The organism is Stenotrophomonas sp. (genome assembly GCF_050737075.1).
GTDB lineage: Bacteria > Pseudomonadota > Gammaproteobacteria > Xanthomonadales > Xanthomonadaceae > Stenotrophomonas.
In genome coordinates this window covers 128,104-152,818 of the sequence record NZ_JBOHXV010000001.1, presented here as the reverse complement: position 1 = coordinate 152,818, position 24,715 = coordinate 128,104, and the positions used below count along the sequence as shown (strand labels likewise).

Below are 24,715 nucleotides of genomic sequence, written 5' to 3'. Positions count from 1 at the left end.
CAAGTTTCATGCCGTCTTTACGAACCGACGCGCCTCCTCCGATCGAAAAAGGTGGCGACGGAGTTCACAGAATTTCCCGGAATGCAGGCCAAAAAAAACCCGCGCCGAAGCGCGGGTTCTCTTTTCGATCGCCACCAGGGCGGAGTCGAGCCTTACAGTGCGGCCAATGCCTGGTTGAACGTGCTGCTCGGGCGCATGGCCTTGCTGGCCTTGGCCACGTCCGGACGGTAGTAGCCGCCGATGTCCACCGGCTTGCCCTGCACCGCAGCCAGCTCGGCCACGATGGCCTGCTCGTTGTCGGCCAGCGCCTTGGCCAGCGGAGCGAAGCGGGCCTTCAGCGCGGCATCGTCATCCTGCGCGGCCAGGGCCTGGGCCCAGTACAGCGCGATGTAGAAGTGGCTGCCGCGGTTGTCGATGCCACCCAGCTTGCGCGACGGCGACTTGTCGTTGTCCAGGAACTGGCCGTTGGCCTGGTCCAGGGTCTTGGCCAGCACGGTGGCACCGGCGTTGTCGTAGCGGTTGCCCAGGTGCTCCAGCGACGCGGCCAGCGCCAGGAACTCGCCCAGCGAATCCCAGCGCAGGTAGTCCTCTTCCACGAACTGCTGCACGTGCTTGGGCGCCGAGCCGCCGGCACCGGTCTCGAACAGGCCACCGCCGGCCATCAGCGGCACGATCGACAGCATCTTGGCGCTGGTGCCCAGCTCCATGATCGGGAACAGGTCGGTGAGGTAATCGCGCAGCACGTTGCCGGTCACCGAGATGGTGTCCTCACCCTTGCGGATGCGGTCCAGCGAGAACGCGGTGGCTTCCACCGGGGTCAGGATGCGGATGTCCAGGCCGCTGGTGTCGTGGTCCTTGAGGTAGGTGTTCACCTTGGCGATCACCTGCGCGTCGTGCGCGCGTGCGGCGTCCAGCCAGAACACGGCCGGGGTGCCGCTCAGGCGCGCGCGGTTGACGGCCAGCTTCACCCAATCCTGGATCGGCGCGTCCTTGGTCTGGCACATGCGCCAGATGTCGCCGGTCTGCACGGTGTGTTCGAACACCACGGCGCCGGCCTCATCGGTGACGCGCACGGTGCCGTCGGCGGGGATCTGGAAGGTCTTGTCGTGCGAGCCGTACTCTTCGGCCTTCTGCGCCATCAGGCCCACGTTGGGCACCGAGCCCATGGTGGCCGGGTCGAACGCGCCGTGGGCGATGCAGTCATCGATGACCGCCTGGTACACGCCGGCATAGCAGCGGTCGGGGATGACGGCCTTGGTGTCCTGCAGCTTGCCGTCGGCATTCCACATGCCACCGGAGTCGCGGATCATGGCCGGCATCGAGGCGTCGACGATGACGTCGCTGGGCACGTGCAGGTTGGTGATGCCCTTGTCGGAATTGACCATCGCCAGGCCGGGGCGCTTGCCGTATTCGGCAGCCAGGTCGGCCTTGATGGTTTCCTGCAGCGCTTCGGGCAGCTGCGGCAGGCGCGCGTACAGGTCGCCGATGCCGTTGTTGGGGTCGAAGCCGGCCTGCTTGAGCACGTCGGCGTGCTTGGCCAGCACGTCCTTGTAGAACTCTTCCACCACCACGCCGAACATGATCGGGTCGGAGACCTTCATCATGGTGGCCTTGAGGTGCAGCGAGAACAGCACGCCCTTGGCCTTGGCGTCGGCGATCTGCGCCTGCACGAAGGAGGCCAGCGCGTTGCGGCTCATCACCGCCGCGTCGACGATCTCGCCGGCCTTGACCGCGGTCTTTTCCTTCAGCACGACGGTGGTGCCATCGGCCTGCTTCAGTTCGATTTTCAGGCTGCCTGCGGCGGCCAGGGTGGCCGACTTTTCGCTGCCGTAGAAATCACCGCCGTCCATGTGCGCGACGTGCGACTTCGATTCGGGCGACCACTTGCCCATGCGGTGCGGATGCTTGCGGGCGTAGTTCTTGACCGACAGCGGCGCGCGGCGGTCGGAGTTGCCTTCGCGCAGCACCGGATTCACGGCGCTGCCCTTGACCTTGTCGTAGCGCGCCTTGATGTCGCGCGACACGTCGTCGCTGGGCACGTCCGGATAGTTCGGCAGGGCAAAGCCCTGGTCCTGCAGTTCCTTGATGGCGGCCTTGAGCTGCGGCACCGAGGCGCTGATGTTGGGCAGCTTGATGATGTTGGCGTCCGGGGTCGTCGCCAGCTGGCCCAGCTCGGCCAGGTGGTCCACTTCCTTCTGGTCGTCCTTCAGGTAATCCGGGAACAGCGCCAGGATGCGGCCGGACAGCGAGATGTCACGGGTTTCGACCGCGATGCCGGCGGTGGCGGTGTACGCCTCGACGATCGGCAGCAGCGACTGAGTCGCCAGGAACGGAGCTTCATCGGTAAGCGTGTAGAGAATCTTGGGCGTATTCGACATGGGGGACTGATGCTCTCTTGCGGATCTGATGAGTGATCGCCGATGGCGATGCCGGGTAACCCCCTCATTGTCGCGTTTTCAGACCCCCGGAGCAAAGCCGGACCATACGCGAACGTACTGGAACACTGCGATCCGCACACATAAAAAAGACGCAGCCTCGCGGCTGCGTCGATCGTGAGCCCGTGCCGGGAGAGAGTCGGCGGGGCTTACTTGACCTCAAACTCCTGCGGCGTTCCAGCCGCCTTACCATCTACCGTGACTTCCGCGCGGTATTTGCCCGCCGGCCAGCCATTGGCATTCTCAAACGTGACGTTGGTGGTCTCGGCACCGGTGGTGTTCAGCGCCTGGCTCTTCTCGCCGGCCACCTGGCCGTCCTGATAGGTCAACTTCACGCCGGTATTGACGTTGTTGGCGGTGCCGTCGGTGCGGAAGGAGACGATGATGATGTCCTTCGGCGAAAACAGCGCCGCCGGGGCGACCGACTTGTCCGCGGCGGCGGTCTTGCCGACGCTGATGGCAGACACGCTGACCGGTGCAGCGGCCGTCATCGGCTGCGGCGCGGCCGGTTCGGCCGGGGTCATCGCGACCGGTGCGGCCGGCTGGGCGTTGCTGTCGGCGGTGTCTTCCTTCTTCTTGCAGCCTGCCAAGGCCACGGTGGCCAGCAAGGCAGCGAGTACGGCGGTACTGATGGACGTCTTCTTCATGGAATTCCTCCCTGGGAATAATGTCGAGTGCTATGCGGACGGCTCAGCCTTTCGGCGGCAACTTGAGGGTCTGGCCCGGGAAGATCTTGTCGGGATCGTCCAGAACGTCGCGGTTCTCCTCGAAGATCCGCTTCCAGGCGTTGGCGTCACCCAACTCGTGTTTGGCGATCTTCGACAGCGAGTCGCCGGCCTTGACGGTGTAGGTAGTGCTCCCCACCTTTTCGGCGGTGGTGTCCACCGACGCGGTGACACCGGAGAAATCTGCCTTTTCCACCTTTTGCGCCGTGGTATCGACGCTGGCGGTGACACCGGAGAAATCGGCCTTCTTGTCGGTACTCATCCACACGCTCCCGTCTTGAATAGAACGACCTGGATCGCACGGTGTCACAGGCCTTGTTAATGGGGCATGGCGCGGGCGTGAAGGTTCCGGAAGGTTTTCTGAACAGGGCGCCGGGGCGGTGCCGGGCCACGCTAAAATGGCGGCATGAATACCCCCCAGGACTCCAGCCTCGGTCGCGAGGTTGCTTACCCGTCGCAGTACGACCCCAGCCTGCTGTTCCCCATCCCCCGCCGCGCGGCGCGCGAGGAGATCGGGGTGGACGAGGCCCACCTGCCGTTCGTCGGCCACGACCGCTGGCAGGCCTATGAGCTGAGCTGGCTGGACCGGCGAGGCAAGCCGCGGGTGGCGGTGGCGACCATCAGCGTGCCGTGCACCTCACCGAATCTGATCGAATCCAAGTCGTTCAAGCTCTACCTCAACTCGCTCAACAGCACCCGCTTCGACGATGACGAGCAGGCCCGCCAGCGCATCGCCGGCGATCTGTCGGCCTGCGCCGGGGCGGTGGTCAACGTGGTGTTTGGCGTGCCGCTGCTGGTGGAAGACGCCGAAGGCGAGTCGCTGGACGGATTGGATGTGGCGATCGAGCGCTACGGCCCGCCGGCGCCGGAATACCTGTCGGCCAATGCCGGCCAGGTGGTGACCGAGACACTGAGCTCGGCCCTGCTCAAGTCCAACTGCCCGGTGACCGGGCAGCCGGACTGGGCCAGCGTGAGCGTGCGCTACCGTGGCCCGCGCATCGACCGCGAAGGGTTGCTGCGCTACCTGGTGAGCTATCGCGAGCATGCCGAGTTCCACGAGCAGTGCGTGGAACGCATCTTCAATGAGCTCACCCAGCGCTGCCAGCCGGAATGGCTGGAAGTGGAGGCGCGCTACACCCGCCGCGGCGGGTTGGACATCAACCCGTGGCGGGCCAGCGCCGGCATCGAGCAGCCGGCACGGACCGTGCGCGACATCCGGCAATAAGACGCCTCAACCCGCCTTCGGCGCGTTGAGGAAATCGAGGGAGACCTGCAACAGCGCCCGCAGGCCTACGTCCAACGCCTTCTCATCGAGCAGGAACTTGGGCGAATGGTTGGCCGGTGCCGTTGCCGGATCGATGCCTTCGCTGGTGGAGCCCACGAAGAAGAACATGCCCGGCACCTGCTGGGCGTACAGCGAGAAGTCTTCCGCGCCCATCTGCAGCGGCGGCTCGTAGACGTTGGCCTCGCCCACCACGGCCTGCAGGCTGGGCAGCATGCGTGCGGTCAGCGCCGGGTCGTTGACCGTGGCCGGGTTGCCTTCGGACTCATAGATCTCGGTCTGCGCCTTGGCACCGTGCGCGGCGGCGGTGTGTTCGGCCACGTTGCGCAGGTCGGCGAAGATCTGCTGGCGCATCCCCTCGTCGAAGGTGCGGATGGTGCCCACCATCTCCACTTCGTCGGGAATGATGTTGTAGCGGATGCCGCCCTTGATCGCGCCGAAGGACAGCACCGCCGGCTGCTTGGAGATGTTGGCGCGGCGGCTGACGATGGTCTGCGCCGTACCCACCAGATCGGCGGTGGCCACGATCGGGTCGACCCCGTTCCAGGGCGCCGAGCCGTGCGTCTGGCGGCCGATCACCTTGATTCCGAAGCGGTCCGAGGCCGCCATCAGCGGGCCACCGCGCACCGCGATCTGCCCGGCCTGGACGCTGGAGAACACGTGCAGGCCGAACACCGCGTCCGGCTTGAAGTCGGCAAACAGTCCTTCCTTGAGCATCAGCGACGCGCCGCCCTCTTCCGGCGGTGGTGCGCCTTCTTCGGAGGGCTGGAAGATCAGCATGACTTCGCCGGGCAGGTTGTCGCGCATCTTGACCAGCGCGTCGGCCACGCCGAGCAGGGTGGCGGTGTGGGCGTCATGGCCGCAGGCGTGCATCACCCCCACCGGCTCGCCGCGATAGGTGCTGGTGGCCTTGGAGGCAAAGGGAAGACCGGTCTGTTCGGTGACCGGCAGGGCGTCCATGTCGGCGCGCAGGGCGATGCGCGGGCCGGGCTTGCCGCCCTTGATGATGGCCACCACGCCATGGTGGGCGATGCCGGTCTTCGGCTTCAGGCCCATGGCGCGCAGCTGTTCGGCGACCTTGGCGGAGGTGCGTTCTTCGCGATTGGACAGTTCCGGATGCTGGTGGAAGTCGCGGCGCCACTGCACCACCTGGGCCTGGAGGCGGGCGGCGTCGGCGGTCACTTCCGGGCGTTCCGCCGGGGCGGTGGCGGCCAGCGCGGGCGAGGCAAGCAGCAGGGCGGACAGCAGCAGCGACAGACGGGGCATTCGGGTCTCCGACAGGGGTTCGAGGCGGTTGAACCTGAATGTAGGGCATCAGGGTGGTTTTCGCTGTAACTTTCGGCGCCGTTGGACGTTGTCGCTGGAGGGCAGCCGACTAACAGTCGGCTCTACCCAGTCGGCTCTACCCAGTCGGCTCTACCCCGTCCCGCGCGGCAGGTTGAACCTTGTCTGCGCTTGCCGGTCTGACCGCCCGTCCCATTTGTCATGCATGCAAGGTCACGGGGGGCGGGTATCCTTTGCCACTGCCAACCGGGCCCTGCCCTTCGCCAGCCTCAGGAGTTTTTGAATGTCGCGTTTCTGGAAGATCGTGCTGCTGGTGATCGCAGTGCTGGTGGTGGGGCTGGTCGGCATGCGCATGCTTGGCGGCGGCAAATCCAACGACGCCAAGGGCGGCCCGAAGGCCGAGGCCGGCAAGGACGGTGAGCGCAACAACGACCCGGTGCCGGTGACGGTGGTCGAGGCCGCGCGCCAGGACGTGCCGGTCTACGCCAGTGCGCTGGGCACGGTGAGCGCGATGAACACCGTGACCGTGAGCCCCCAGGTGGGCGGGCAGCTGATCAGCCTGAACTTCAAGGAAGGCCAGGAAGTGAAGAAGGGCGACCTGCTGGCGCAGATCGACCCGCGCACCCTGCAGGCCAGCTATGACGAGGCCGCCGCGGCCAAGAAGCAGAACCAGGCCCAGCTGGCCACCGCGCGCTCGAACTTCGCCCGCTCCAATTCGCCCGAATACCGCCAGTACGTCGCCAAGACCGACCTGGACACCCAGCGCAACCAGGTGGCCCAGTACGAAAGCGCGGTAGCGGCCAACGAGGCCAGCATGCGCGCGGCCGAGGTGCAGCTGCAGTACACCCGTGTCACCGCGCCTATCACCGGCATCGCCGGCATCCGCGCGGTGGACGCCGGCAACGTGGTCAGCGCCGGCACCGCGCTGGTCACGCTGACCCAGATCCATCCGATCCATGTCGTATTCAACCTGCCCGAGCGCCAGCTGCCGGACGTGCGCCAGGCCCAGCAGGCCGGCCCGGTGACCATCGCCGCGCTGGACCGCAACGATTCGCATGTGCTCACCGATGGCGGCACGCTGGACGTGGTGGACAACCAGATCAGCAGCGACAGCGGCACCTTCCGCGCCCGCGCCCTGTTCGACAACGCCGACAACCGCCTGTGGCCCGGCCAGTTCGTCAACGTGCGCATGCAGCTGCGCACCATTGCCGGCGGCGTGGTCATCCCGACCCAGGCCGTGATGCGTGGCCCGGATGGCGAGTACGTGTACATCGTCAAGCCGGACAACACGGTGGCCATGCAGACGGTGAAGAGTGGCGTGGAAGTGGGCGACAGCAATGTCCAGATCACCGACGGCCTGAAGGGCGGCGAGCGCGTTGTCAGCGAGGGCCAGTTCCGGCTCAAGCCAGGCAGCAAGGTCACCGCGCTGAAGCCGGGCGAAACCCCGGCCGCACCGACCGAAGCCGAACTCAAGGCCGCCGCGCAGAAGCAGGGCAACACCGGCAGCCGCCGTGGCGGCGGCCCGCGCTGACGCCGCGCCCCGTGTCCGCGACGCCGGCCTTCGGGCCGGCGTTCGTCCCCTGCATCGCCGTTTGACGTAACAGCAAGGATCCGCCCGTGGGCTTTTCGACGATCTTCATCCGCCGCCCCATCGCCACCTCGCTGCTGATGGCGGGCCTGCTGCTGCTCGGCATCCTGGGCTACCGCCAGTTGCCGGTGTCGGCGCTGCCGGAAATCGATGCGCCCAGCCTGGTGGTGACCACCCAGTACCCCGGTGCCAACGCCACCACCATGGCCTCGCTGGTGACCACGCCGCTGGAGCGCCAGTTCGGGCAGATCTCCGGGCTGGAGCTGATGACCTCCGACTCGTCGGCGGGCTTGTCCACGATCATCCTGCAGTTCTCGATGGACCGCGACATCGACATCGCCGCACAGGACGTGCAGGCCGCGATCCGCCAGGCCACGCTGCCCTCGTCGCTGCCCTACCAGCCGGTCTACAACCGGGTGAACCCGGCCGACGCGGCCATCATCACCCTCAAGCTCACCTCCGACACGCGCCCGCTGCGCGATGTGAACAACTACGCCGACTCGATCCTGGCCCAGCGCCTGTCGCAGGTGCAGGGCGTGGGCCTGGTTTCCATTGCCGGCAATGTGCGCCCCGCCGTGCGCATCCAGGTCAATCCGGCGCAGCTGTCCAACATGGGCCTGACCCTGGAAGAACTGCGCAGCGCGCTGACCCAGGCCAACGTCAACGCGCCCAAGGGCTCGCTCAACGGCAAGACCCAGTCTTATTCGATCGGCACCAACGACCAGCTGACCAGTGCCGCCGACTACCGCGAGACCATCATCAGCTACAAGAACGGCCGCCCGGTGCGGCTGTCGGACGTGGCCAACGTGGTCGACGGCGTCGAGAACGACCAGCTGGCCGCGTGGGCCGATGGCAAGCCGGCGGTGCTGCTGGAGATCCGTCGCCAGCCCGGCGCGAACATCGTGCAGACCGTCGAGCGCATCCGGGCGTTGCTGCCCCAGCTGCAGAACGTGCTGCCGGCCGACGTGCACCTGGAGGTGTTCTCCGACCGCACCGAAACCATCCGCGCCTCGGTGCACGAAGTGCAGTTCACGCTGATCCTGACCATCGGCCTGGTGGTCGCGGTGATCTTCGTGTTCCTGCGCCGGCTGTGGGCCACGATCATTCCCTCGGTCGCGGTACCGCTGTCGCTGGCCGGCACCTTCGGGGTGATGGCCTTTGCGGGCATGTCGCTGGACAACCTGTCGTTGATGGCGCTGGTGGTGGCCACCGGCTTCGTGGTCGACGATGCGATCGTGATGATCGAGAACATCGTGCGCTACATCGAACAGGGCAAGAGCGGCCCGGAAGCAGCCGAGATCGGTGCGCGCCAGATCGGCTTCACCGTGCTGTCGCTGACCGTGTCGCTGGTGGCGGTGTTCCTGCCGCTGCTGCTGATGCCCGGCGTCACCGGGCGGCTGTTCCATGAGTTCGCCTGGGTGTTGAGCATCGCGGTGGTGCTGTCGATGCTGATCTCGCTGACGCTCACCCCGATGATGTGCGCCTACCTGCTCAAGCCCGACGCACTGCCGGAAGGCGAAGACGCACATGAGCGCGCCCACGCGGCCGGCAAGCAGACCGTGTGGAGCCGCACCGTGGGCCTGTACGAACGCAGCCTGGACTGGGTGCTGGACCACCAGCCCCTGACCCTGGCGGTGGCCGCCGGCGCGCTGGTGCTCACCGTGGTGCTGTACATCGTGATTCCCAAGGGCCTGCTGCCCGAGCAGGACACCGGCCTGATCACCGGCGTGGTCCAGGCCGACCAGAACATTGCCTTCCCGCAGATGGAGCAGCGCACCCAGGCGGTGGCCGAGGCGCTGCGCAAGGACCCTGCGGTGACCGGCGTGTCCGCGTTCATCGGTGCGGGCAGCATGAACCCCACGCTCAACCAGGGCCAGCTGTCGATCGTGCTGAAGAAGCGCGGCGACCGCGACGGTCTCGACGAGATCCTGCCGCGCCTGCAGGACGCCGTGGCCGGCATTCCGGGCGTGGCGCTGTACCTCAAGCCGGTGCAGGACGTGACGCTGGACACCCGCGTGGCCGCCACCGAGTACCAGTACTCGCTGTCGGACGTGGACAGCGCCCAGGTCGCCCTGCAGGCCGCGCGCCTCACCGAGGCGCTGCGCCAGCGCCCGGAGCTGGCCGACGTGGACAACAACCTGTCCAACCAGGGTCGCGCGCTCGAACTGACCATCGACCGCGACAAGGCCAGCGTGCTGGGCGTGCCGATGCAGACCATCGACGACACCCTGTACGACGCGTTCGGCCAGCGCCAGATCTCCACCATCTTCACCGAGCTCAACCAGTACCGCGTGGTGCTGGAAGTGGCGCCGGAGTTCCGCACCAGCACCGCGCTGATGAACCAGCTGGCGGTGGCCTCCAACGGCGCCGGTGCGCTGACCGGCAGCAATGCCACCAACTTCGGCCAAGTCAGCTCGTCCAACTCGTCCACCGCCACCGGCATCGGCGCGCAGAACACGGGCATTCCGGCCGGTGCGGGCAACATCATTCCGCTGGCCGCGCTGGCTGAAGGCAAGGTCACCAGCACGCCGCTGGTGGTCAGCCACCAGCAGCAGCTGCCGGCGGTGACGGTGTCGTTCAACATCGCCCCGGGCTATTCGCTGTCCGACGCGGTCAAGGCGATTGAAGAGACCCGCGCCAGCCTGGACATGCCTTCGCAGGTGCACGCGCAGTTCATCGGCAAGGCCGCCGAGTTCACCGGCAGCCAGACCGACGTGGTGTGGCTGCTGCTGGCCTCGCTGGTGGTGATCTACATCGTGTTGGGCGTGCTGTACGAAAGCTACATCCACCCCATCACCATCATCTCCACCCTGCCGCCGGCCGGCGTGGGCGCGCTGCTGGCGCTGATGGTGTGCGGGCTGAGCCTGTCGGTGGACGGCATCGTCGGCATCGTGCTGCTGATCGGCATCGTCAAGAAGAACGGCATCATGATGGTGGACTTCGCGATCGAGGCGCGCCGCGCCGGTGCCAACGCGCACGAGGCGATCCGCCGCGCCTGCCTGCTGCGCTTCCGCCCGATCATGATGACCACGGCCGCGGCCATGCTGGGCGCGCTGCCGCTGGCGCTGGGCACCGGCATCGGCTCGGAGCTGCGCCGCCCGCTGGGTATCGCCATTGTCGGCGGCCTGCTGCTTTCGCAGCTGGTCACGCTGTACACCACGCCGGTGATCTACCTGTACATGGAACGCTTCTCCGAGCGCATGCGCGTGCGCCGTGAGCAGCGCGCGCTGCGCCATGCCGCCGTGCAGGACCGCGCGTGAACATCTCCGGACCGTTCATCCGCCGCCCGATCGGCACCACGCTGCTGGCAATCGGCCTGTTCGTGATCGGGTTGATCTGCTACCTGAAACTGGGCGTGTCGGCACTGCCGAACATTCAGATTCCGGTGATCTTCGTGCATGCCAGCCAGTCGGGTGCCGACGCCACCACCATGGCCTCCACGGTCACCGCACCACTGGAACGCCACCTGGGCCAGCTGCCCGGCGTGGACCAGATGCGCTCATCGAGCTCGGAAGGCAGCTCGCTGGTGTTCATGATTTTCCAGAGTGGCGTGGACATCGATTCGGCCGCGCTGGACGTGCAGACCGCGATCAATTCGGCGCAGGCCGACCTGCCCTCCGGACTCGGCTCGCCGATGTTCCAGAAGGCGAACCCGAACGACGACCCGGTCATCGCCATCGCGTTGACCTCGCAGACGCAGTCGGCCGACGAGCTGTACAACGTGGCCGATTCGCTGCTGGCCCAGCGCATCCGCCAGATCAGCGGCGTTTCCTCGGTGGATATCGCCGGCGCCTCCACCCCGGCGGTGCGGGTGGACGTCAACCTGCGCCTCCTCAATGCGCTCAACCTCACCCCGGACGATCTACGTAATGCGGTGCGCGCGGCCAACGTCACCTCGCCCACCGGCTTCCTGACCGACGGCAACACCACCACCGCGATCATCGCCAACGACTCGGTGGCGCGCGCGGCGGATTTCGCCAACCTGGTGATCAAGACCCAGGACGACGGCCGCGTGATCCGGCTGAAGGATGTGGCCACCGTCTATGACGGCCAGCAGGATGCCTACCAGGCCGCCTGGTTCGACCACAAGCCGGCGGTGGTGATGTACGTGTTCACGCGCGCCGGGGCCAACATCGTGGAGACGGTGGACCGGGTCAAGGCGCAGATCCCGGCGCTGCGCGACTACCTGCAGCCAGGCACGACGCTCACCCCGTACTTCGACCGTACCCCCACCATCCGCTCGTCGCTGCATGAAGTGCAGATCACGCTGCTGATCAGCCTGGCGATGGTGGTGCTGACCATGGCGCTGTTCCTGCGCCGGCTGGCGCCGACCTTGATAGCGGCCATCACCGTGCCGCTGTCGCTGGCCGGTGCCGCGCTGGTGATGTACATCTTCGGCTTCACCCTGAACAACCTGAGCCTGCTGGCGCTGGTGATCGCCATTGGCTTCGTCGTGGACGATGCGATCGTGGTGATCGAGAACATCATGCGCCACCTCGACGAGGGCATGCCACGCATGCAGGCCGCGCTCACCGGCGCGCGCGAGATCGGCTTCACCATCGTCTCCATCACGGCCTCACTGGTGGCGGTGTTCATTCCGCTGCTGTTCGCCACCGGCATGGTCGGTGCCTTCTTCCGCGAATTCACCGTCACCCTGGTGGCGGCGATCGTGGTGTCGATGATCGTTTCGCTCACGCTCACCCCGGCGCTGTGCAGCCGCTTCCTGAGCGCTCACGACCACACCGCACCGCCATCGCGGATGGGCCGCTTCCTCGACGGCGTGCACGACCGCATGCTGCGCGTGTACACCGTGTGCCTGGACTTCTCGCTGCGGCATGCGCTGCTGTTGGCGCTCACCCCGATCCTGCTGATCGTGGCCACGGTGATGCTGGCCGGCGCGGTCAAGAAGGGCTCGTTCCCGCCACAGGACACCGGCCTGATCTGGGGCCGCGCCAATTCCAGCGCCACGGTGTCGTTCGAAGACATGGTCAACCGCCAGCGCCGCATCACAGACATGCTGATGGCCGACCCGGCGGTGAAGACCGTGGGCGTACGCCTGGGCAGTGGCCGCCAGGGCTCCAGCGCGCAGTTCAACATCGAGCTGAAGACCCGCAAGGACGGCCGCCGCGAGACCACCGCGCAGGTGCTGGCGCGACTGAGTGCCAAGGCCGATCGCTACCCGGACCTGGAGCTGCGCCTGCGCGCGATCCAGGACCTGCCCAGCGACGGCGGCGGCGGCAACAGCCAGGGCGCGCAGTACCGGGTATCGCTGCAGGGCAACGACCTTGCCCAGCTGCAGGAATGGCTGCCCAAGGTACAGGCCGCCCTCAAGAAGAATCCCATGCTGCGCGACGTCGGCACCGACGTGGACACCGCCGGGCTGCGCCAGAACATCGAGATTGACCGGGCCAAGGCCGCACGGCTGGGTGTGTCGGTCGGCGCCATCGACGGTGCGCTGTACGGCGCGTTCGGCCAGCGCCAGATCTCGACCATCTATTCGGACATCAACCAGTACAGCGTGGTGGTCAACGCCATTCCCGAGCAGACCGCGACCCCGCGCGCGCTGGATGAGATCCACGTGCGCGCCGGCAATGGCGAGATGATTCCGATCACCGCCGTGGCCCGCCAGATCCCCGGGTTGGCCCCGCCGCAGATCACCCATCAGAACCAGTACACCACCATGGACCTGAGCTACAACCTGGCCCCGGGCGTGAGCACCGGCGAAGGCGAGGCGATCATCAAGGCCACCGTGGACGGGCTGCGCCTGCCGGGCGACATCCGCATCAGCGATGGCGGCGGCTTCAACGTGCAGCTCAACCCCAACTCGATGCTGATCCTGGTGCTGGCCGCGATCATCACCGTGTACCTGGTGTTGGGCATGCTGTACGAGAGCCTGGTGCACCCGGTGACGATCCTGTCCACCCTGCCCGCCGCCGGCGTGGGCGCGCTGCTGGCGTTGTTCGTCACCAACACCGAGCTGTCGGTCATCTCGATGATCGCACTGGTGCTGCTGATCGGCATCGTCAAGAAGAACGCGATCATGATGATCGACTTCGCCGTGGTGGCCCAGCGCGAACACGGCAAGAGCCCGCACGATGCCGTGCGCGAGGCCAGCATCGTGCGCTTCCGGCCGATCATGATGACCACCATGGTGGCGATCCTGGCCGCCGTGCCGCTGGCCATCGGCCTGGGCGAAGGCTCCGAGCTGCGCCGCCCACTGGGCATCGCCATGATCGGCGGGTTGCTGTTCTCGCAGAGCCTGACCCTGCTCAGCACGCCCGCGCTGTACGTGATCTTCTCGTGCCTGCGCGAGCGTTGGGTCAACCGCCGCGCACGGCGGCGTGAGAAGGCGTTGATCCGGCGCGCCGCCCGCGCGTAGCGCGGCGCACGACCAACGGTCGTGCGCTACCGCGTTCGTGACAATCATTTGACGCACGCCACCCAAAAGAGAACAATTCGCACCAGCCACGGTCCTGCCGCGCCTCGCGCACCGCGCTGAATCCGCCTTCTGCGGACAGTGCCCCGACTCAGCCACGCCCTCTTCTTCCGCTATCAACTGATCGCGGACGGTGTGCTGCTGTCCGCAGAGGACCCCCTACAACATGTCTGTTTCCGTACGTTCGCGCCGCCCCCTCCGCCCTGCCCTGCTCGCGCTGTCGTTGTCCCTGGCCTGTGCCGCGCATGCCCAATCCACCGCCGACCCCGCCGCGCGTCCGCGCTCGGCGACCGAACTCGACGCGGTCAAGGTCACCGCCGAACGCACCCATACCGAAACGGGCGCGCTGGGCGACCGTCCCGTGCGCGACACCCCGTTCGCGATCTCCGTAGTGGGCCGCGAGGACATCGAAAAGCGCCAGGTGGTCTCGCTCGGCGAGGCGTTCCTCACCGACCCCTCGGTGGTCACCCAGGTCAGCGCGTATGCCAGTGGCTGGAGCTCGCCGATCCGCAACCGCGGCATCGACCTGAGCTACGACAGCTACCGCGTCAACGGCCTGCAGGTCTCTTCCTGGGGAACCGAATGGCCGCTGGAAGTGATGGAACAGGTCGAACTGCTGAAGGGCCCGGGCGGCTTCATGTACGGCTTCGGCCAGCCCGGCGGCATCGTCAACTACGTGACCAAAAAGCCGACCGATACCACCACGGTCTCCGCGCAGGCGGGGTGGCGCGAACAGGGCATCGTCAGTGGCCAGGTCGACCTCGGCGGCCGCGTCGGCAACGAGGACATGTTCGGCTACCGTTTCAACGCATACCAGGAAAAGGGCGAGACCTTCAACGGCGGCGAAGTGAACCGCAAGGTCGGCGCACTGTCGCTGGACGCACGCCTGAGCGACGCGCTCACCTGGACCTTCGACGGCGTTTTCCAGGAACGCGACCTGAGCGAGGAGTCGCCGCAGTACTACTTCATCGGTCTGACCCAGCTGCCACGCCCGATCGCCGGGGATGTGAACAACGCCATTCCGGGCACCTTCTACGACACCCGCTCCAGCCTGCTCTCCACCGCGCTGAACTGGCAGATCAACGACGACTGGAAGGCCAGCCTGAGCTACGGCTACACCTCGTCGTGGAACGACGTGAACAAGATCTTCGCCTACATCGACGACGTCAACGGCGACTACGACATCAACGCCTACGAGCTCGGCGGCAAGAGCGAGTGGAAGCTGGCGCAGGCCATCGTGCAGGGCCGCTTCCAGACCGGCCCGCTGTCGCACCAACTGGTGGCCGGCGTCTCGCACCAGACCGGCCTGGGCTGGGACCGCCCGTACGAGTGGAACACCATCGGCCGTGGCAACCTCTACCAGCGCCCGACCGTGCGCCACGATGCCGTGGGTTCGCACGAGCTCACCCGCGGCAGCGAGACCGTCCAGCAGGCCGTGTTCGTCAGCGACACCGTCGATGTTGGCCACGGCTGGTCCGTGCTGGCCGGCGCGCGCTACAACGACTTCGAGAACAAGGGCGCGTACCACACCTACCCGGTCACCCCGACCTACGCGGTGATGTTCAAGCCGGCCGAGGAAATCACGCTCTACACCAGCTACGTCGAATCGCTGGAAGCGGGCAGCCGGGTCGGCAGCGACTACATCAACGCCGGCGACGTCCTCGACCCGACCATCAGCAAGCAGTTCGAGATCGGCGCCAAGATCGAAACCCCGCGCTGGAACGCCAACGCCGCCGCCTTCCGGCTCGAGCGCGGCGCCAACATCGACCGCCTGACCAGCGGCGGCAAGCTGCTCGTGTAGGACGGCATCACCCTGTACGAAGGCATCGAAGCAAGCGGCGACCTGCGCCTGACCGACGCCTTCACCCTGGGCGGCGGCGTCACCTGGCTCGACCCGACCTACGACAAACTGTCACCGGACAGCAGCACCCAGCAAGGCAACCGCACCGCCGGCGCGGCGCGCTGGAACGGCGTCGTGCACGCCGACTACAGCGTGCCGCAGGTGGAGGGCCTGAGCCTGTACGCGCTGGCGCGCTACTACGGCGACGTCTACTACGACGCCGACAACACGCTGAAGCTGCCCGATTACACCCTCGTCAACGCGGGCGTCGGCTACCGCATGCAGGCCAACGGCCATCCCATCACCTGGCGCGCCAGCGTGGAGAACCTCACCAACAGGAAGTACTGGTCCAACGCCGGCATCGGGCTGCCGCGTACGTTTGCCGTGAGCGTGCGGTTTGATATGTAAGAAGCGTCCCGATTATCGCCCGCTGAGGCGGGCGGTTCCAGTTTCGCGGTTGGAGGCAGCAGCCAGGCATGGCCTGGCTCTACGGCGGTGCGCGTACGCGCACCCGCGTTTGGCTTTGCCGTTGCCTCGTTTTCCCATGTCCACCGGCAATCTGTCGAAGGGTCGGCGGGGGTGGATTTGCGGGACTGTAGAAAACATGGATGTTTTCTACAAGCCTCCACGGACGGATTCACGGCGTGTCCCGCAAAGCCGCACCCGCCGGCCCAAGCCAGGACCGTTCGCAGACCAAGGCCGTTGCCGTTGCCGTTGCAGCACCGACCAACGGTCGGTACCTACCAACCGGCTATGTCGACTTCACCGCGATGACGCAATAATGAGGGCGCCCCCGCACCGCGAGTCCGCATGTCCGCCCGAGAATCCCGCCTGAGCCGCCTGTGGGCGCATGAGAAGGCCAGCTATGGCCTGCGGGTGTTCATCGCGCTCTCTGTCGCAATGGGCCTGTGTTGGCACCTCGACCAGCTGCCCGCGCTGCCCGGCGTGTTTCTGGGCATCATCGCCAGCGCCATCGCCGAAACCGACGACAACTGGTGGGGCCGCACCAAATCCGTTGCCCTGTCGCTGCTCTGCTTCGTGGCCGCTGCCGCCGCCGTCGTCGAACTGTTTGCTTGGCCGTGGCTGTTCATCGGCGCGCTGGCCCTGTCCACCTTTGCCCTGACCCTGCTCGGTGCGCTGGGTGAGCGTTACGCCTCCATCGCCCAGGCCACCGTCACCCTCGCCATCTACACCATGATCGGTCTGGAACAACATGGCGCCGCCGACCGTGCCCAGGCCATCACTGCCGTCAGCCACCTGCTGGCCGGCGCGCTCTGGTATGGCCTGCTCTCCATCCTGTGGACCGCCCTGTTCGCCAACCGCCCCGTGCGCGAGCGCATCGCGCGCCTGTTCGTCGAACTGGGCCGCTACCTGCAGCTCAAGGCCGACCTGTTCGAACCCGTGCGCGATGCCGACGTACAGAAGCGGCAGCTCGCCCTGGCCGAGCAGAACCGCCGCGTCGTCGAGGCCCTCAACATCGCCAAGACCGCCATCCTGGCCCGCTTCGGGCGCTCCGGCCGGCCCGGCGTCCAATCCGGCCTGTACCTGCGCCTGTATTACATGGCCCAGGACTTCCACGAGCGCGCCAGCTCCTCGCACTACCCGTACGGCGCACTCACCGAGGCCTTCTTCCACAGCGACGTCCTGTACCGCTGCCAGCGCCTGCTCGCCCTGCAGGGCGAGGCCTGCGCCAACCTGGGTACCGCCATCCGCCTGCGCCGCCCGTTCCAGTACGGCGACCGCACCCGCCAGGCCACCGCCGACCTGACCGACTCCCTGGCGTGGCTGCGTGACCAGCACAACCCGCAGTGGCAGCGCCTGCTGTCTTCGCTGGAGCTGCTCGGCCACAATCTGCAGAGCATCGAACGGCGGTTGTCCGAAGCGGCGCAGTCCGAATCCACCCTCGACAACGTCGACACCCGCCTGCGCGACACCAACCCGCATACCCTGCGCGAAATGGGCGTGCGCATCCGCCAGCAGCTGACCCCCGGCTCGGTGTTGTTCCGGCACGGCCTGCGCATGGCGCTGGCGCTGATCGTCGGCTTTGTCACCATCCGCCTGTTCAATACCCAGAACGGCTCGTGGGTGCTGCTCACCATCGTCTTCGTGTGTCGCCCCAGCTTCGGTGCCACCCGCCAGCGACTGGCCCAGCGGATCGCCGGCACCCTGATCGGCCTGGTGCTGACCTGGGCCCTGATGCAGCTGTTCCAGGACCTGCGCATCGAGCTGCTGATCGCCCTGCTCTCGGCCCTGCTGTTCTTCTTCACCCGCAGCGACCGCTACCTGGTGGCCTCGGCCGCCATCACCGTGATGGCGCTGACCTGCTTCAACCTGATTGGCGACGGCTTCCTGCTGATCTGGCCGCGTCTGGTCGATACCCTGCTGGGGTGCGCGATTGCCGCGGCCGCCGCGTTCCTGATCCTGCCCGACTGGCAGGGCCGGCGGCTCAACCTGGTCATGGCACGCGTGCTGGAGCGCTGCGCGGGCTATCTGCAGGCCGTGTTGGGCCAGTACGGCAGCGGCATGCAGGACGACCTGGCCTACCGCATCGCCCGCCGCGACATGCACAACGCCGACGCGGCCCTGTCCACCGCCCTGTCCAACATGCTGCGCGAGCCCGGCCACGTGCGCCGCAACCTGGATGCCGGCTTCCGCTTCCTGGCCCTGTCCAACACCCTGCTCGGCCACCTCTCCGCGTTGGGTGCCCACCGCACGCAGCTGGACAGCTACGCCCAGGACCCGCTGGCCCGCTCCAGCGGCGAACGCGTGCAGCAGGCCATGCAGCAGATCGCCAGCGCGCTGGAGCAGCGCGAGCCGGTGGCCGAGGACGGCAACGACGGCGACCGCGCCCTGGCCGAACAGCTCGAGCAGATCGGCGAGGACATGCCGCCCAAGCTGCAGCTGATCCGCACCCAGATGGGCCTCATGCTGCGCCTGCTGCCCAAGCTGCGCGCCGCCGCCAACGAAGCGGCCCGCACGTTGCGGTAATCGGGGGCGGCGGGGCCGCGTGATAAGGTGCGCCGGTTCGCAAGGAGTTTCCATGTCCGGCCACAGTCAGTTCGCCCTGCTCCGCCAGCGCCGTTTTCTGCCGTTCTTCATCGTCCAGTCGCTGGGCGCGTTCAACGACAACGTCTACCGCCAGGCCATCATCGGCCTGCTGTTCTACCTCGGCGTCAGCCAGGAAGAGCAATCGCTGTACACCACCCTGGCGCCGGCGATCTTCATCCTGCCCTACTTCCTGTTCTCCGCCCTGGCCGGGCAGATCGCCGAGAAGCTGGAGAAATCGCGCCTGATCGTGATCACCACGACCATGGAGATCGCGATCATGTCGCTGGCCGCGGTCGGCTTCCTCACCCAGAGCATGCCCATCCTGCTGGTGGCGCTGTTCTGCACCGGGTTGCAGTCCACCCTGTTCGGCCCGGTCAAATACTCGGTGCTGCCCTCGGTGCTCAAGCCCGAGGAGCTCACCGGCGGCAACGGCCTGGTCGAGATGGGCACGTCCATGTCGATCCTGACCGGCATGATCAGCGGCGGCATCATCTTCACCCTGGCCGGCAGCTTTGGTCCGATCGTGGCGGCCACCGCAGTGATCGCACTGGCCATCACCGGCAACGTCACCGCGCGCATGATTCCCAAGGTCGACGCCGGCGCGCCCGACCTGAAGATCAACTGGAACCCCATTCCCGAATCGCTGGCGGTGCTGCGCCTGGCCAAGAAGCAGAAGGCCGTGCGCAACGCCATCCTGGGCGTGTCCTGGTTCTGGTTCGTGGGCACCATGCTCACCTCGCAGCTGCCCACCTATGCGGTGGTCAACCTGGGCGGCGAGCCTACCCTGTACATCTTCGCGCTGGCCCTGTTCTCGGTCGGCACCGGCGTCGGTTCGCTGCTGTGCGAAAAGCTGTCCGGGCGCACCGTCGAGATCGGGCTGGTGCCGCTGGGCGCCTTCGGCATGACCGCCTTCATGCTCGACCTGTACTTCGCGCGCGCCGGCACCGCCACCGCTGCCGGCTTGAGCGTATCGGCCTTCGTGGCCGCTCCGGGCAGCGTGCGCATCATCATCGACCTGGTCGGCATCGGCCTGTTCACCGGCTTCTTCGTGGTGCCGTTGTTCGCGCTGATCCAGAGCCGTACGCCGAAGTCGGAAATGTCGCGCGTGTTCGCCGCGCTCAACATCCAGAATTCCGGCTTCATCGTCGGCGCGGCGATGATCGCCCTGGTCACCCAGAAGTTCCTGCACTGGACGATTCCGCAGCTGTTCCTGGCCTTGGCGATCGCCAATGCGGTGGTGGCGATCTACATCTTCACCATCGTCCCCGAATTCCTGATGCGCTTCCTCAGCTGGGTGATGGTGCGCTTCCTGTACCGGCTGCGCCCGCATGGCATCGAAGCCAACGTGCCCGACGAGGGTGCCGCGCTGATCGTGTGCAACCACGTCAGCTACATGGACGCGCTGATCCTGTCGGCGACGATCCCGCGCCCGGTGCGCTTCGTCATGTACTACAAGATCTTCAACATCCCGGTGATGCGCTGGATCTTCCGCACCGCCAAGGCGATTCCGATTGCCGGCGCACGCGAGAACCCCGCGCTGATGCAGGCGGCATTCGACGAAGTGGACAAGGCGCTGGCCGAAGGCGAGCTGGTCTGCATCTTCCCCGAGGGTGCACTGACCCGCGACGGCGAGATGGCCGCGTTCAAATCCGGCGTGGAAAAGATCCTCGAACGCCGCCCCGTGCCCGTGGTGCCGATGGCCCTGCGCGGGATGTGGTCCAGCATGTGGAGCCGGCGCGACACCCGGCTGGGGCGCATGCGGGTACCCCGCCGCGTCCGCGCCCACATCGAGGTGGTGGCCGGTGCACCGGTCGACGGCGCCACGGCGACCGCCGATGGGCTGGAGGCTCAGGTGCGCGCGCTGCGCGGCGACCGCGGCTGATGTCGCGATTGCCCCGGTCGGTACGCGACGGACCCCGCCCGTCCGCCGGCGCATGGAAGAAATCCCGCCCTGCGGGGATGTAAACGCATACATCCGGACACAACATCGGGTAAATTACCCGCCATAGGGGGTGTCACTTGGCTTTTGGAGATGCCAAGGGACAACCAATGGAATGGAGTAGTACGTGGATCACCCGCCGCAACCGTCATCGGCCGTCGTCGTACCGAACCACCTGGTGTGGGCGATCCTGACGACGCTGTTCTGCTGCCTGCCGTTGGGCATTGTGTCGATCGTGTATGCCGCCCAGGTCGATGGCCGCCGTGCGGCGGGCGACCTGGCAGGTGCATACGAGGCATCGCGCAAGGCAGGCGGGTGGGCGTTGGCATCGGCCCTGGCCATGCCGGTACTGCTGCTGTTGTGGTTCGGTCTGTTCGGCGGCATTGCCGCGCTGAGCGCTCTTTCCGACCTTTGAAAGACCCTTCGTTCAACTCACCCAAGAAAATGGAGCTTCACCCATGAACGCCACTGCCCCGCAAGTCCCCAACAATCTCGTCTGGGCCATCCTGACCACCCTGTTCTGCTGCCTGCCGGCCGGCATCGTGTCGATCGTGTATGCCGCCCAGGTCAACGGCAAGCTGGCCGCGGGTGACATCGCCGGTGCGCAGGAATCGTCGGCCAACGCCAAGAAGTGGGCCATGTGGTCGGCCATCATCGGCGTCGTTGCGATCGTGCTGTACATCATCCTGGTCGTGGTGATGGGCGTCGGCGGCGCGATGGGCGGCAGCAACTACTGATCGCACTCTGGACGGCCCGGTCCGGTGCCCCTGCGGGGTACCCGGCCCGGGCCGTTCTGCCGTGATGAAGATGCCTTCCCGCACAACCCTGGCCCGCTGGGCGCCGCTGGCCATCAGTGCCGGCCTTGCGGTGGGCGCAACCGTGGTGCTGCGCCACGTCAGCCCGTATGCCAGCAACAGCGTACTGCCCGGGTGCCCGTTGTACGCGCTGACCGGGCTGTACTGCCCCGGCTGCGGGAGCACGCGCTGCCTGTATTCGCTGGTCCATTTCGACTGGAGCGGCGCCTTGGCGATGAACCCCCTGCTGGTGATCTCGCTGCCGTTCCTGCTGCTCATGCTGCTCAACAACGCGGGCGTGCGCATGCGTGCGCTGGACCCGGTGATGCGGGTGCTGGCCAATCCCACGTTCTGGCTGGTATTGCTGGTCGGCTATGCGGTGATGCGCAATCTGCCGTGGATGCCGTTTAACCTGTTGGCGCCTGGCGGCGCCTAGCCGGGCAGAGCCCGGCGCTACGTAACCCAACCGGCGATGACCAGCAACGCCAGCGCGGCCATCCACAGCAGCAGCATGCGCCAGACCAGGCTCATCGCATCGCGCAGCTCGGGCAGGCGGCGCCATACCGGCACCATGCCCGCATCGCTGTAATCGTGCGCGTCTTCGCGCAGCTCGGCACTGACGCTGGCGCGTGCCACCGCGCCGAGGAATACCGTGGAGGCCACCCAGCGGTTGCCGTGCGCCTCACGCCACGCCTTGTAGGCGGTGTCGAAGTTGCCGACCAGCGCCATCGACAGCGACATCAGCTGCGCCACCGGCCACTCCAGCCAGGACAGCACCACCCGCGCACCCACAACCGCCTCCACGCTGGCCAGCGAGCGCATCGGGCCCACGGCCAACAGCGTGAGCAGGCGGTACGCCAATGCCCCGACCGGGCCCAGCAGCAGGAACCAGAACAGCACCGCGAACCAGCGCCGCAGGGCGTTGAGTACGGTTGCTTCCACCAGCGACGGAACATCCTCGTGCAGGCTGCCACCGGCCGACTGCAGCTGCGCGATGGCCGCATGGCGGGCATGCGCGTCGTCGGCGTCGATCACTGCCTCCACGTCGCGGTCCAGGTCGCGCGGCCCCCAGCAGATCACCAGCGTGGCGATACCCAGCAGCAGCGAAGGCAGGCCGAACAGGCGGTCATGCAGCGCCCACTGCAGCAGCGCCAGCAGCAGCACGAAGGGCAGCACTGCCAGGACCCAGCCCTGGCGCCCGCGCCACAGGCCGTTCCCGGCCGCATGTGCGTCCAACCACTGCAGCCAGCGGCGGTACCCGCCGAACCCGCGCAGCGCCACCGCGGCGGCAGGCGCTACATGGCCCAGGGCCAGGGCGACCAGCACGGCAACCAGGGTGGTGAACATGAATGCCTCCGGCTCGGTTTCTGGCGGCTACTATGCCTTGCGACCCGGCAATTCCCCGGGCCGTAGGTAATGTATGCCGCCCCGTGTTCAGGCAGCGGCAACGCAGAGTACTGCTCAGCCCACCTGGCGGCGGTACCAGTGTTCGATCAGGCTGCGTGAAATCGAGATCGGCGGGGACAGGCGGATGCCGATTCCGTCATCGGTGACATCCCGGGCCAAGGCCGCACCCACCTCTTCGGCGCTGAACCAGCGCGCGTCCTCCAGTTCGCCGTCCACGGTGGGAACGTCGTCCTCGGCGGTGGCGCTGAAGCCCACCATCAGCGCGCCGGGGAACGGCCACGGCTGGGTGCCCAGGTACTGGCACGCGCGGACCCGCACCTTGCTTTCCTCGAAGACCTCGCGCACCACGGTCTGCTCCAGCGACTCGCCGGGTTCGACGAAGCCGGCCAGCACCGAGTAGCGGCGCGGGGCCCAGTTCGCCTGCCGGCCCAGCAGCAGCCGGCCGTTGTTCTCCACCGCCACGATCACCGCCGGGTCCACCCGGGGGTAGTGTTCGGTGTTGCACTGGCCGCAGCGGCCGATGAAGCCGCCGCGACTGAAGGTCACCGCACCGCCGCAGACGCCGCAGAAGCGGGTGCGCGATTGCCAGTAGGACATGCCGCGGGCGTAGCAGAACGCGCTGGCATCGGCGGCCGACCAGGTGCTGGCCGACTCGCGCAGGTCCACGCGCTGCGGGGCGCTCACCGCGACGGCGCTGGATTCGATCGAGAACCACGCCTGCTCGCCGCGCAGCCCGAGGAAGATGGCCGTGCCCGGGCCACCGCCCACCTCCGCGCCGCTCAGGCGCAGCGGCTGACCGTCGTCGCCGGCCAGCGCGCGGCCGTCGACATCCAAAACCAGCACATGCGCCTGCGGCCACAGGCGCAGCAACGCATCGGCGTCGTCGCGCAGCGTGTCGGCACGTTCAAGGGGATCGGTGGTGAAGGAAAAACCGCTCAGCGGCAGGGGGAATATGGACATCCGTAAAGCCTGCCCCCATTCATCGGCAGTAGCAAGCGGCAGCGCCCGGTTGGAACGCCGCCGTGCCGGTCACATGCTGAAACTGCTGCCGCAGCCGCAGGTGGTCTTCGCGTTCGGATTGCGGATCACGAACTGCGCGCCGGTAAGGCTTTCGGTGTAGTCCACTTCGGCGCCCATCAGGTACTGCAGGCTGAGCGGATCGACCAGCAGGGTGACCCCGTTTGTGTCCACGGCCAGGTCATCCTCGGCGCGGTTCTCGTCGAACTCGAAACCGTACTGGAAGCCCGAACAGCCGCCACCCTGGATGTACACGCGCAGCGCGAGCGAGGTGCTGGCCTCGTCCTGGATGAGTTCCTTGACCTTGGCCGCGGCGGCCTCGGTGAAGTTCAGTGGACGGTCCAACGACTGGTAGTTCGGCGCGGCGACTGGTGCGCCGGGCAGGGAAACAAGCGTGCTCATGCCCCCAGCATGGGGGTGCATGGGCACGCTTTCAAGCATGCGGCGTTCAGGCCATGGCGTCGGCAAGCTTCTTGCGCGCGTTGCCGTCCTTGCCATCCTTGCCGCTGGCGGCGGCATCGGCGGCCGGCGGCGGCAACGCCATCTGCGGGCTGCCGTGGATCAGGCGACCGGTCAGCTGGGCGCCGGCGTTCATCTCCACCACCTGGTAATGGATGTTGCCGTTGACCCGCGCGGTCGGGGTCAGTTCCACCCGCTCGCTGGCATGCACGTCGCCGTCCAGGCGGCCGCTGATGACCACCACCTGGGCGCGGATCTCACCCTCGATGGCGCCCTGCTCGGCAAGGGTCAGCGTGGCGTTGGCCGCGCCTTCCTGGGCGATCACCTTGCCCAGGATCGTGCCTTCCACATACAGGCCGCCGCTGAATTCCACGTCGCCCCGGATCACCACCTGCGCGCCAATGAGCGCGTCCACGACCAGATGGCCGTCGCGATTGGATTTGTTGCTGCCAAACATCGGT

General features: G+C 67.1%; 17 protein-coding genes and 1 pseudogene. 10 read left to right on the top strand and 8 right to left on the bottom strand.

Going from position 1 to position 24,715, the window contains the following annotated elements; all coding sequences use genetic code 11:
* Nucleotides 1-152: 152 nt before the first annotated feature.
* From ACREPD_RS00675 to ACREPD_RS00665, 3 genes are all read right to left on the bottom strand, one after another.
* A complete protein-coding gene (locus ACREPD_RS00675; RefSeq protein WP_431597476.1) occupies nt 153-2,378 on the bottom strand; it encodes an NADP-dependent isocitrate dehydrogenase in 2,226 nt (741 codons plus the stop codon).
* Nucleotides 2,379-2,584: 206 nt separating this feature from the next.
* Nucleotides 2,585-3,082: a hypothetical protein gene (locus tag ACREPD_RS00670; RefSeq protein ID WP_431597475.1), complete on the bottom strand. Its 498-nt coding sequence runs from the start codon at nt 3,080-3,082 to the stop codon at nt 2,585-2,587.
* Between the two features lie 43 nt (nt 3,083-3,125).
* On the bottom strand, nt 3,126-3,422 hold the full coding sequence (locus tag ACREPD_RS00665; protein ID WP_431597474.1) for a LysM peptidoglycan-binding domain-containing protein: 297 nt from the start codon (nt 3,420-3,422) through the stop codon (nt 3,126-3,128).
* Between the two features lie 144 nt (nt 3,423-3,566).
* Here ACREPD_RS00665 and queF point away from each other — a divergent pair, with 144 nt between their 5' ends.
* On the top strand, nt 3,567-4,385 hold the full coding sequence (queF, locus tag ACREPD_RS00660; RefSeq protein WP_431597473.1) for an NADPH-dependent 7-cyano-7-deazaguanine reductase QueF: 819 nt from the start codon (nt 3,567-3,569) through the stop codon (nt 4,383-4,385).
* A 6-nt stretch (nt 4,386-4,391) separates the two neighbouring features.
* Here the strand turns inward: queF and ACREPD_RS00655 are convergent, their stop codons facing one another.
* On the bottom strand, nt 4,392-5,708 hold the full coding sequence (locus tag ACREPD_RS00655) for a M20 family metallopeptidase (protein WP_431597472.1): 1,317 nt from the start codon (nt 5,706-5,708) through the stop codon (nt 4,392-4,394).
* 301 nt (nt 5,709-6,009) lie between these two features.
* On the opposite strand from ACREPD_RS00655, the gene ACREPD_RS00650 reads away from it, so the two are divergent.
* The 9 genes and pseudogenes from ACREPD_RS00650 to ACREPD_RS00610 all read left to right on the top strand — a co-directional run bounded on the left by ACREPD_RS00650 (nt 6,010) and on the right by ACREPD_RS00610 (nt 21,807).
* Nucleotides 6,010-7,257 carry an efflux RND transporter periplasmic adaptor subunit gene (locus ACREPD_RS00650; protein ID WP_431597471.1) on the top strand — a complete coding sequence of 416 codons (1,248 nt, stop codon included), beginning with the start codon at nt 6,010-6,012 and terminating at the stop codon, nt 7,255-7,257.
* 86 nt (nt 7,258-7,343) lie between these two features.
* Nucleotides 7,344-10,574, top strand: a complete 3,231-nt coding sequence (locus ACREPD_RS00645) for an efflux RND transporter permease subunit (RefSeq protein ID WP_431597470.1) — start codon at nt 7,344-7,346, stop codon at nt 10,572-10,574.
* Complete coding sequence (locus ACREPD_RS00640) at nt 10,571-13,693, top strand: efflux RND transporter permease subunit (RefSeq protein ID WP_431597469.1); 3,123 nt, start codon at nt 10,571-10,573, stop codon at nt 13,691-13,693. Before ACREPD_RS00645 ends, ACREPD_RS00640 begins: the two co-directional genes overlap by 4 nt.
* Before the next feature lie 223 nt (nt 13,694-13,916).
* Nucleotides 13,917-15,998 (top strand): annotated as a pseudogene (locus tag ACREPD_RS00635) (TonB-dependent siderophore receptor).
* Nucleotides 15,999-16,400: 402 nt separating this feature from the next.
* Nucleotides 16,401-18,578, top strand: a complete 2,178-nt coding sequence (yccS, locus tag ACREPD_RS00630; RefSeq protein WP_431597468.1) for a YccS family putative transporter — start codon at nt 16,401-16,403, stop codon at nt 18,576-18,578.
* 52 nt (nt 18,579-18,630) lie between these two features.
* Nucleotides 18,631-20,520 carry an MFS transporter gene (locus tag ACREPD_RS00625; protein ID WP_431597467.1) on the top strand — a complete coding sequence of 630 codons (1,890 nt, stop codon included), beginning with the start codon at nt 18,631-18,633 and terminating at the stop codon, nt 20,518-20,520.
* Nucleotides 20,521-20,704: 184 nt separating this feature from the next.
* The gene (locus ACREPD_RS00620; RefSeq protein WP_431597466.1) at nt 20,705-20,992 is read left to right on the top strand and encodes a CD225/dispanin family protein; all 288 of its coding nucleotides are present in this window, start codon (nt 20,705-20,707) and stop codon (nt 20,990-20,992) included.
* Nucleotides 20,993-21,035: 43 nt separating this feature from the next.
* A complete protein-coding gene (locus tag ACREPD_RS00615) occupies nt 21,036-21,314 on the top strand; it encodes a CD225/dispanin family protein (protein WP_421567969.1) in 279 nt (92 codons plus the stop codon).
* Between the two features lie 64 nt (nt 21,315-21,378).
* Nucleotides 21,379-21,807: a DUF2752 domain-containing protein gene (locus ACREPD_RS00610; protein WP_431597465.1), complete on the top strand. Its 429-nt coding sequence runs from the start codon at nt 21,379-21,381 to the stop codon at nt 21,805-21,807.
* Nucleotides 21,808-21,824: 17 nt separating this feature from the next.
* Here the strand turns inward: ACREPD_RS00610 and ampE are convergent, their stop codons facing one another.
* The 4 genes from ampE to ACREPD_RS00590 form a co-directional block, all read right to left on the bottom strand.
* Nucleotides 21,825-22,718, bottom strand: coding sequence for a regulatory signaling modulator protein AmpE (ampE, locus tag ACREPD_RS00605; RefSeq protein ID WP_431597464.1), 894 nt, complete (start codon nt 22,716-22,718; stop codon nt 21,825-21,827).
* A 114-nt stretch (nt 22,719-22,832) separates the two neighbouring features.
* A complete protein-coding gene (gene nudC, locus ACREPD_RS00600) occupies nt 22,833-23,738 on the bottom strand; it encodes an NAD(+) diphosphatase (protein WP_431597463.1) in 906 nt (301 codons plus the stop codon).
* 69 nt (nt 23,739-23,807) lie between these two features.
* Nucleotides 23,808-24,197 carry an iron-sulfur cluster insertion protein ErpA gene (gene erpA / locus ACREPD_RS00595; RefSeq protein ID WP_038685803.1) on the bottom strand — a complete coding sequence of 130 codons (390 nt, stop codon included), beginning with the start codon at nt 24,195-24,197 and terminating at the stop codon, nt 23,808-23,810.
* A gap of 46 nt (nt 24,198-24,243) precedes the next feature.
* Nucleotides 24,244-24,711 (bottom strand): bactofilin family protein, encoded by a 468-nt coding sequence (locus ACREPD_RS00590; protein WP_431597462.1) that lies wholly within the window; start codon nt 24,709-24,711, stop codon nt 24,244-24,246.
* Between the last annotated feature and the right edge of the window lie 4 nt (nt 24,712-24,715).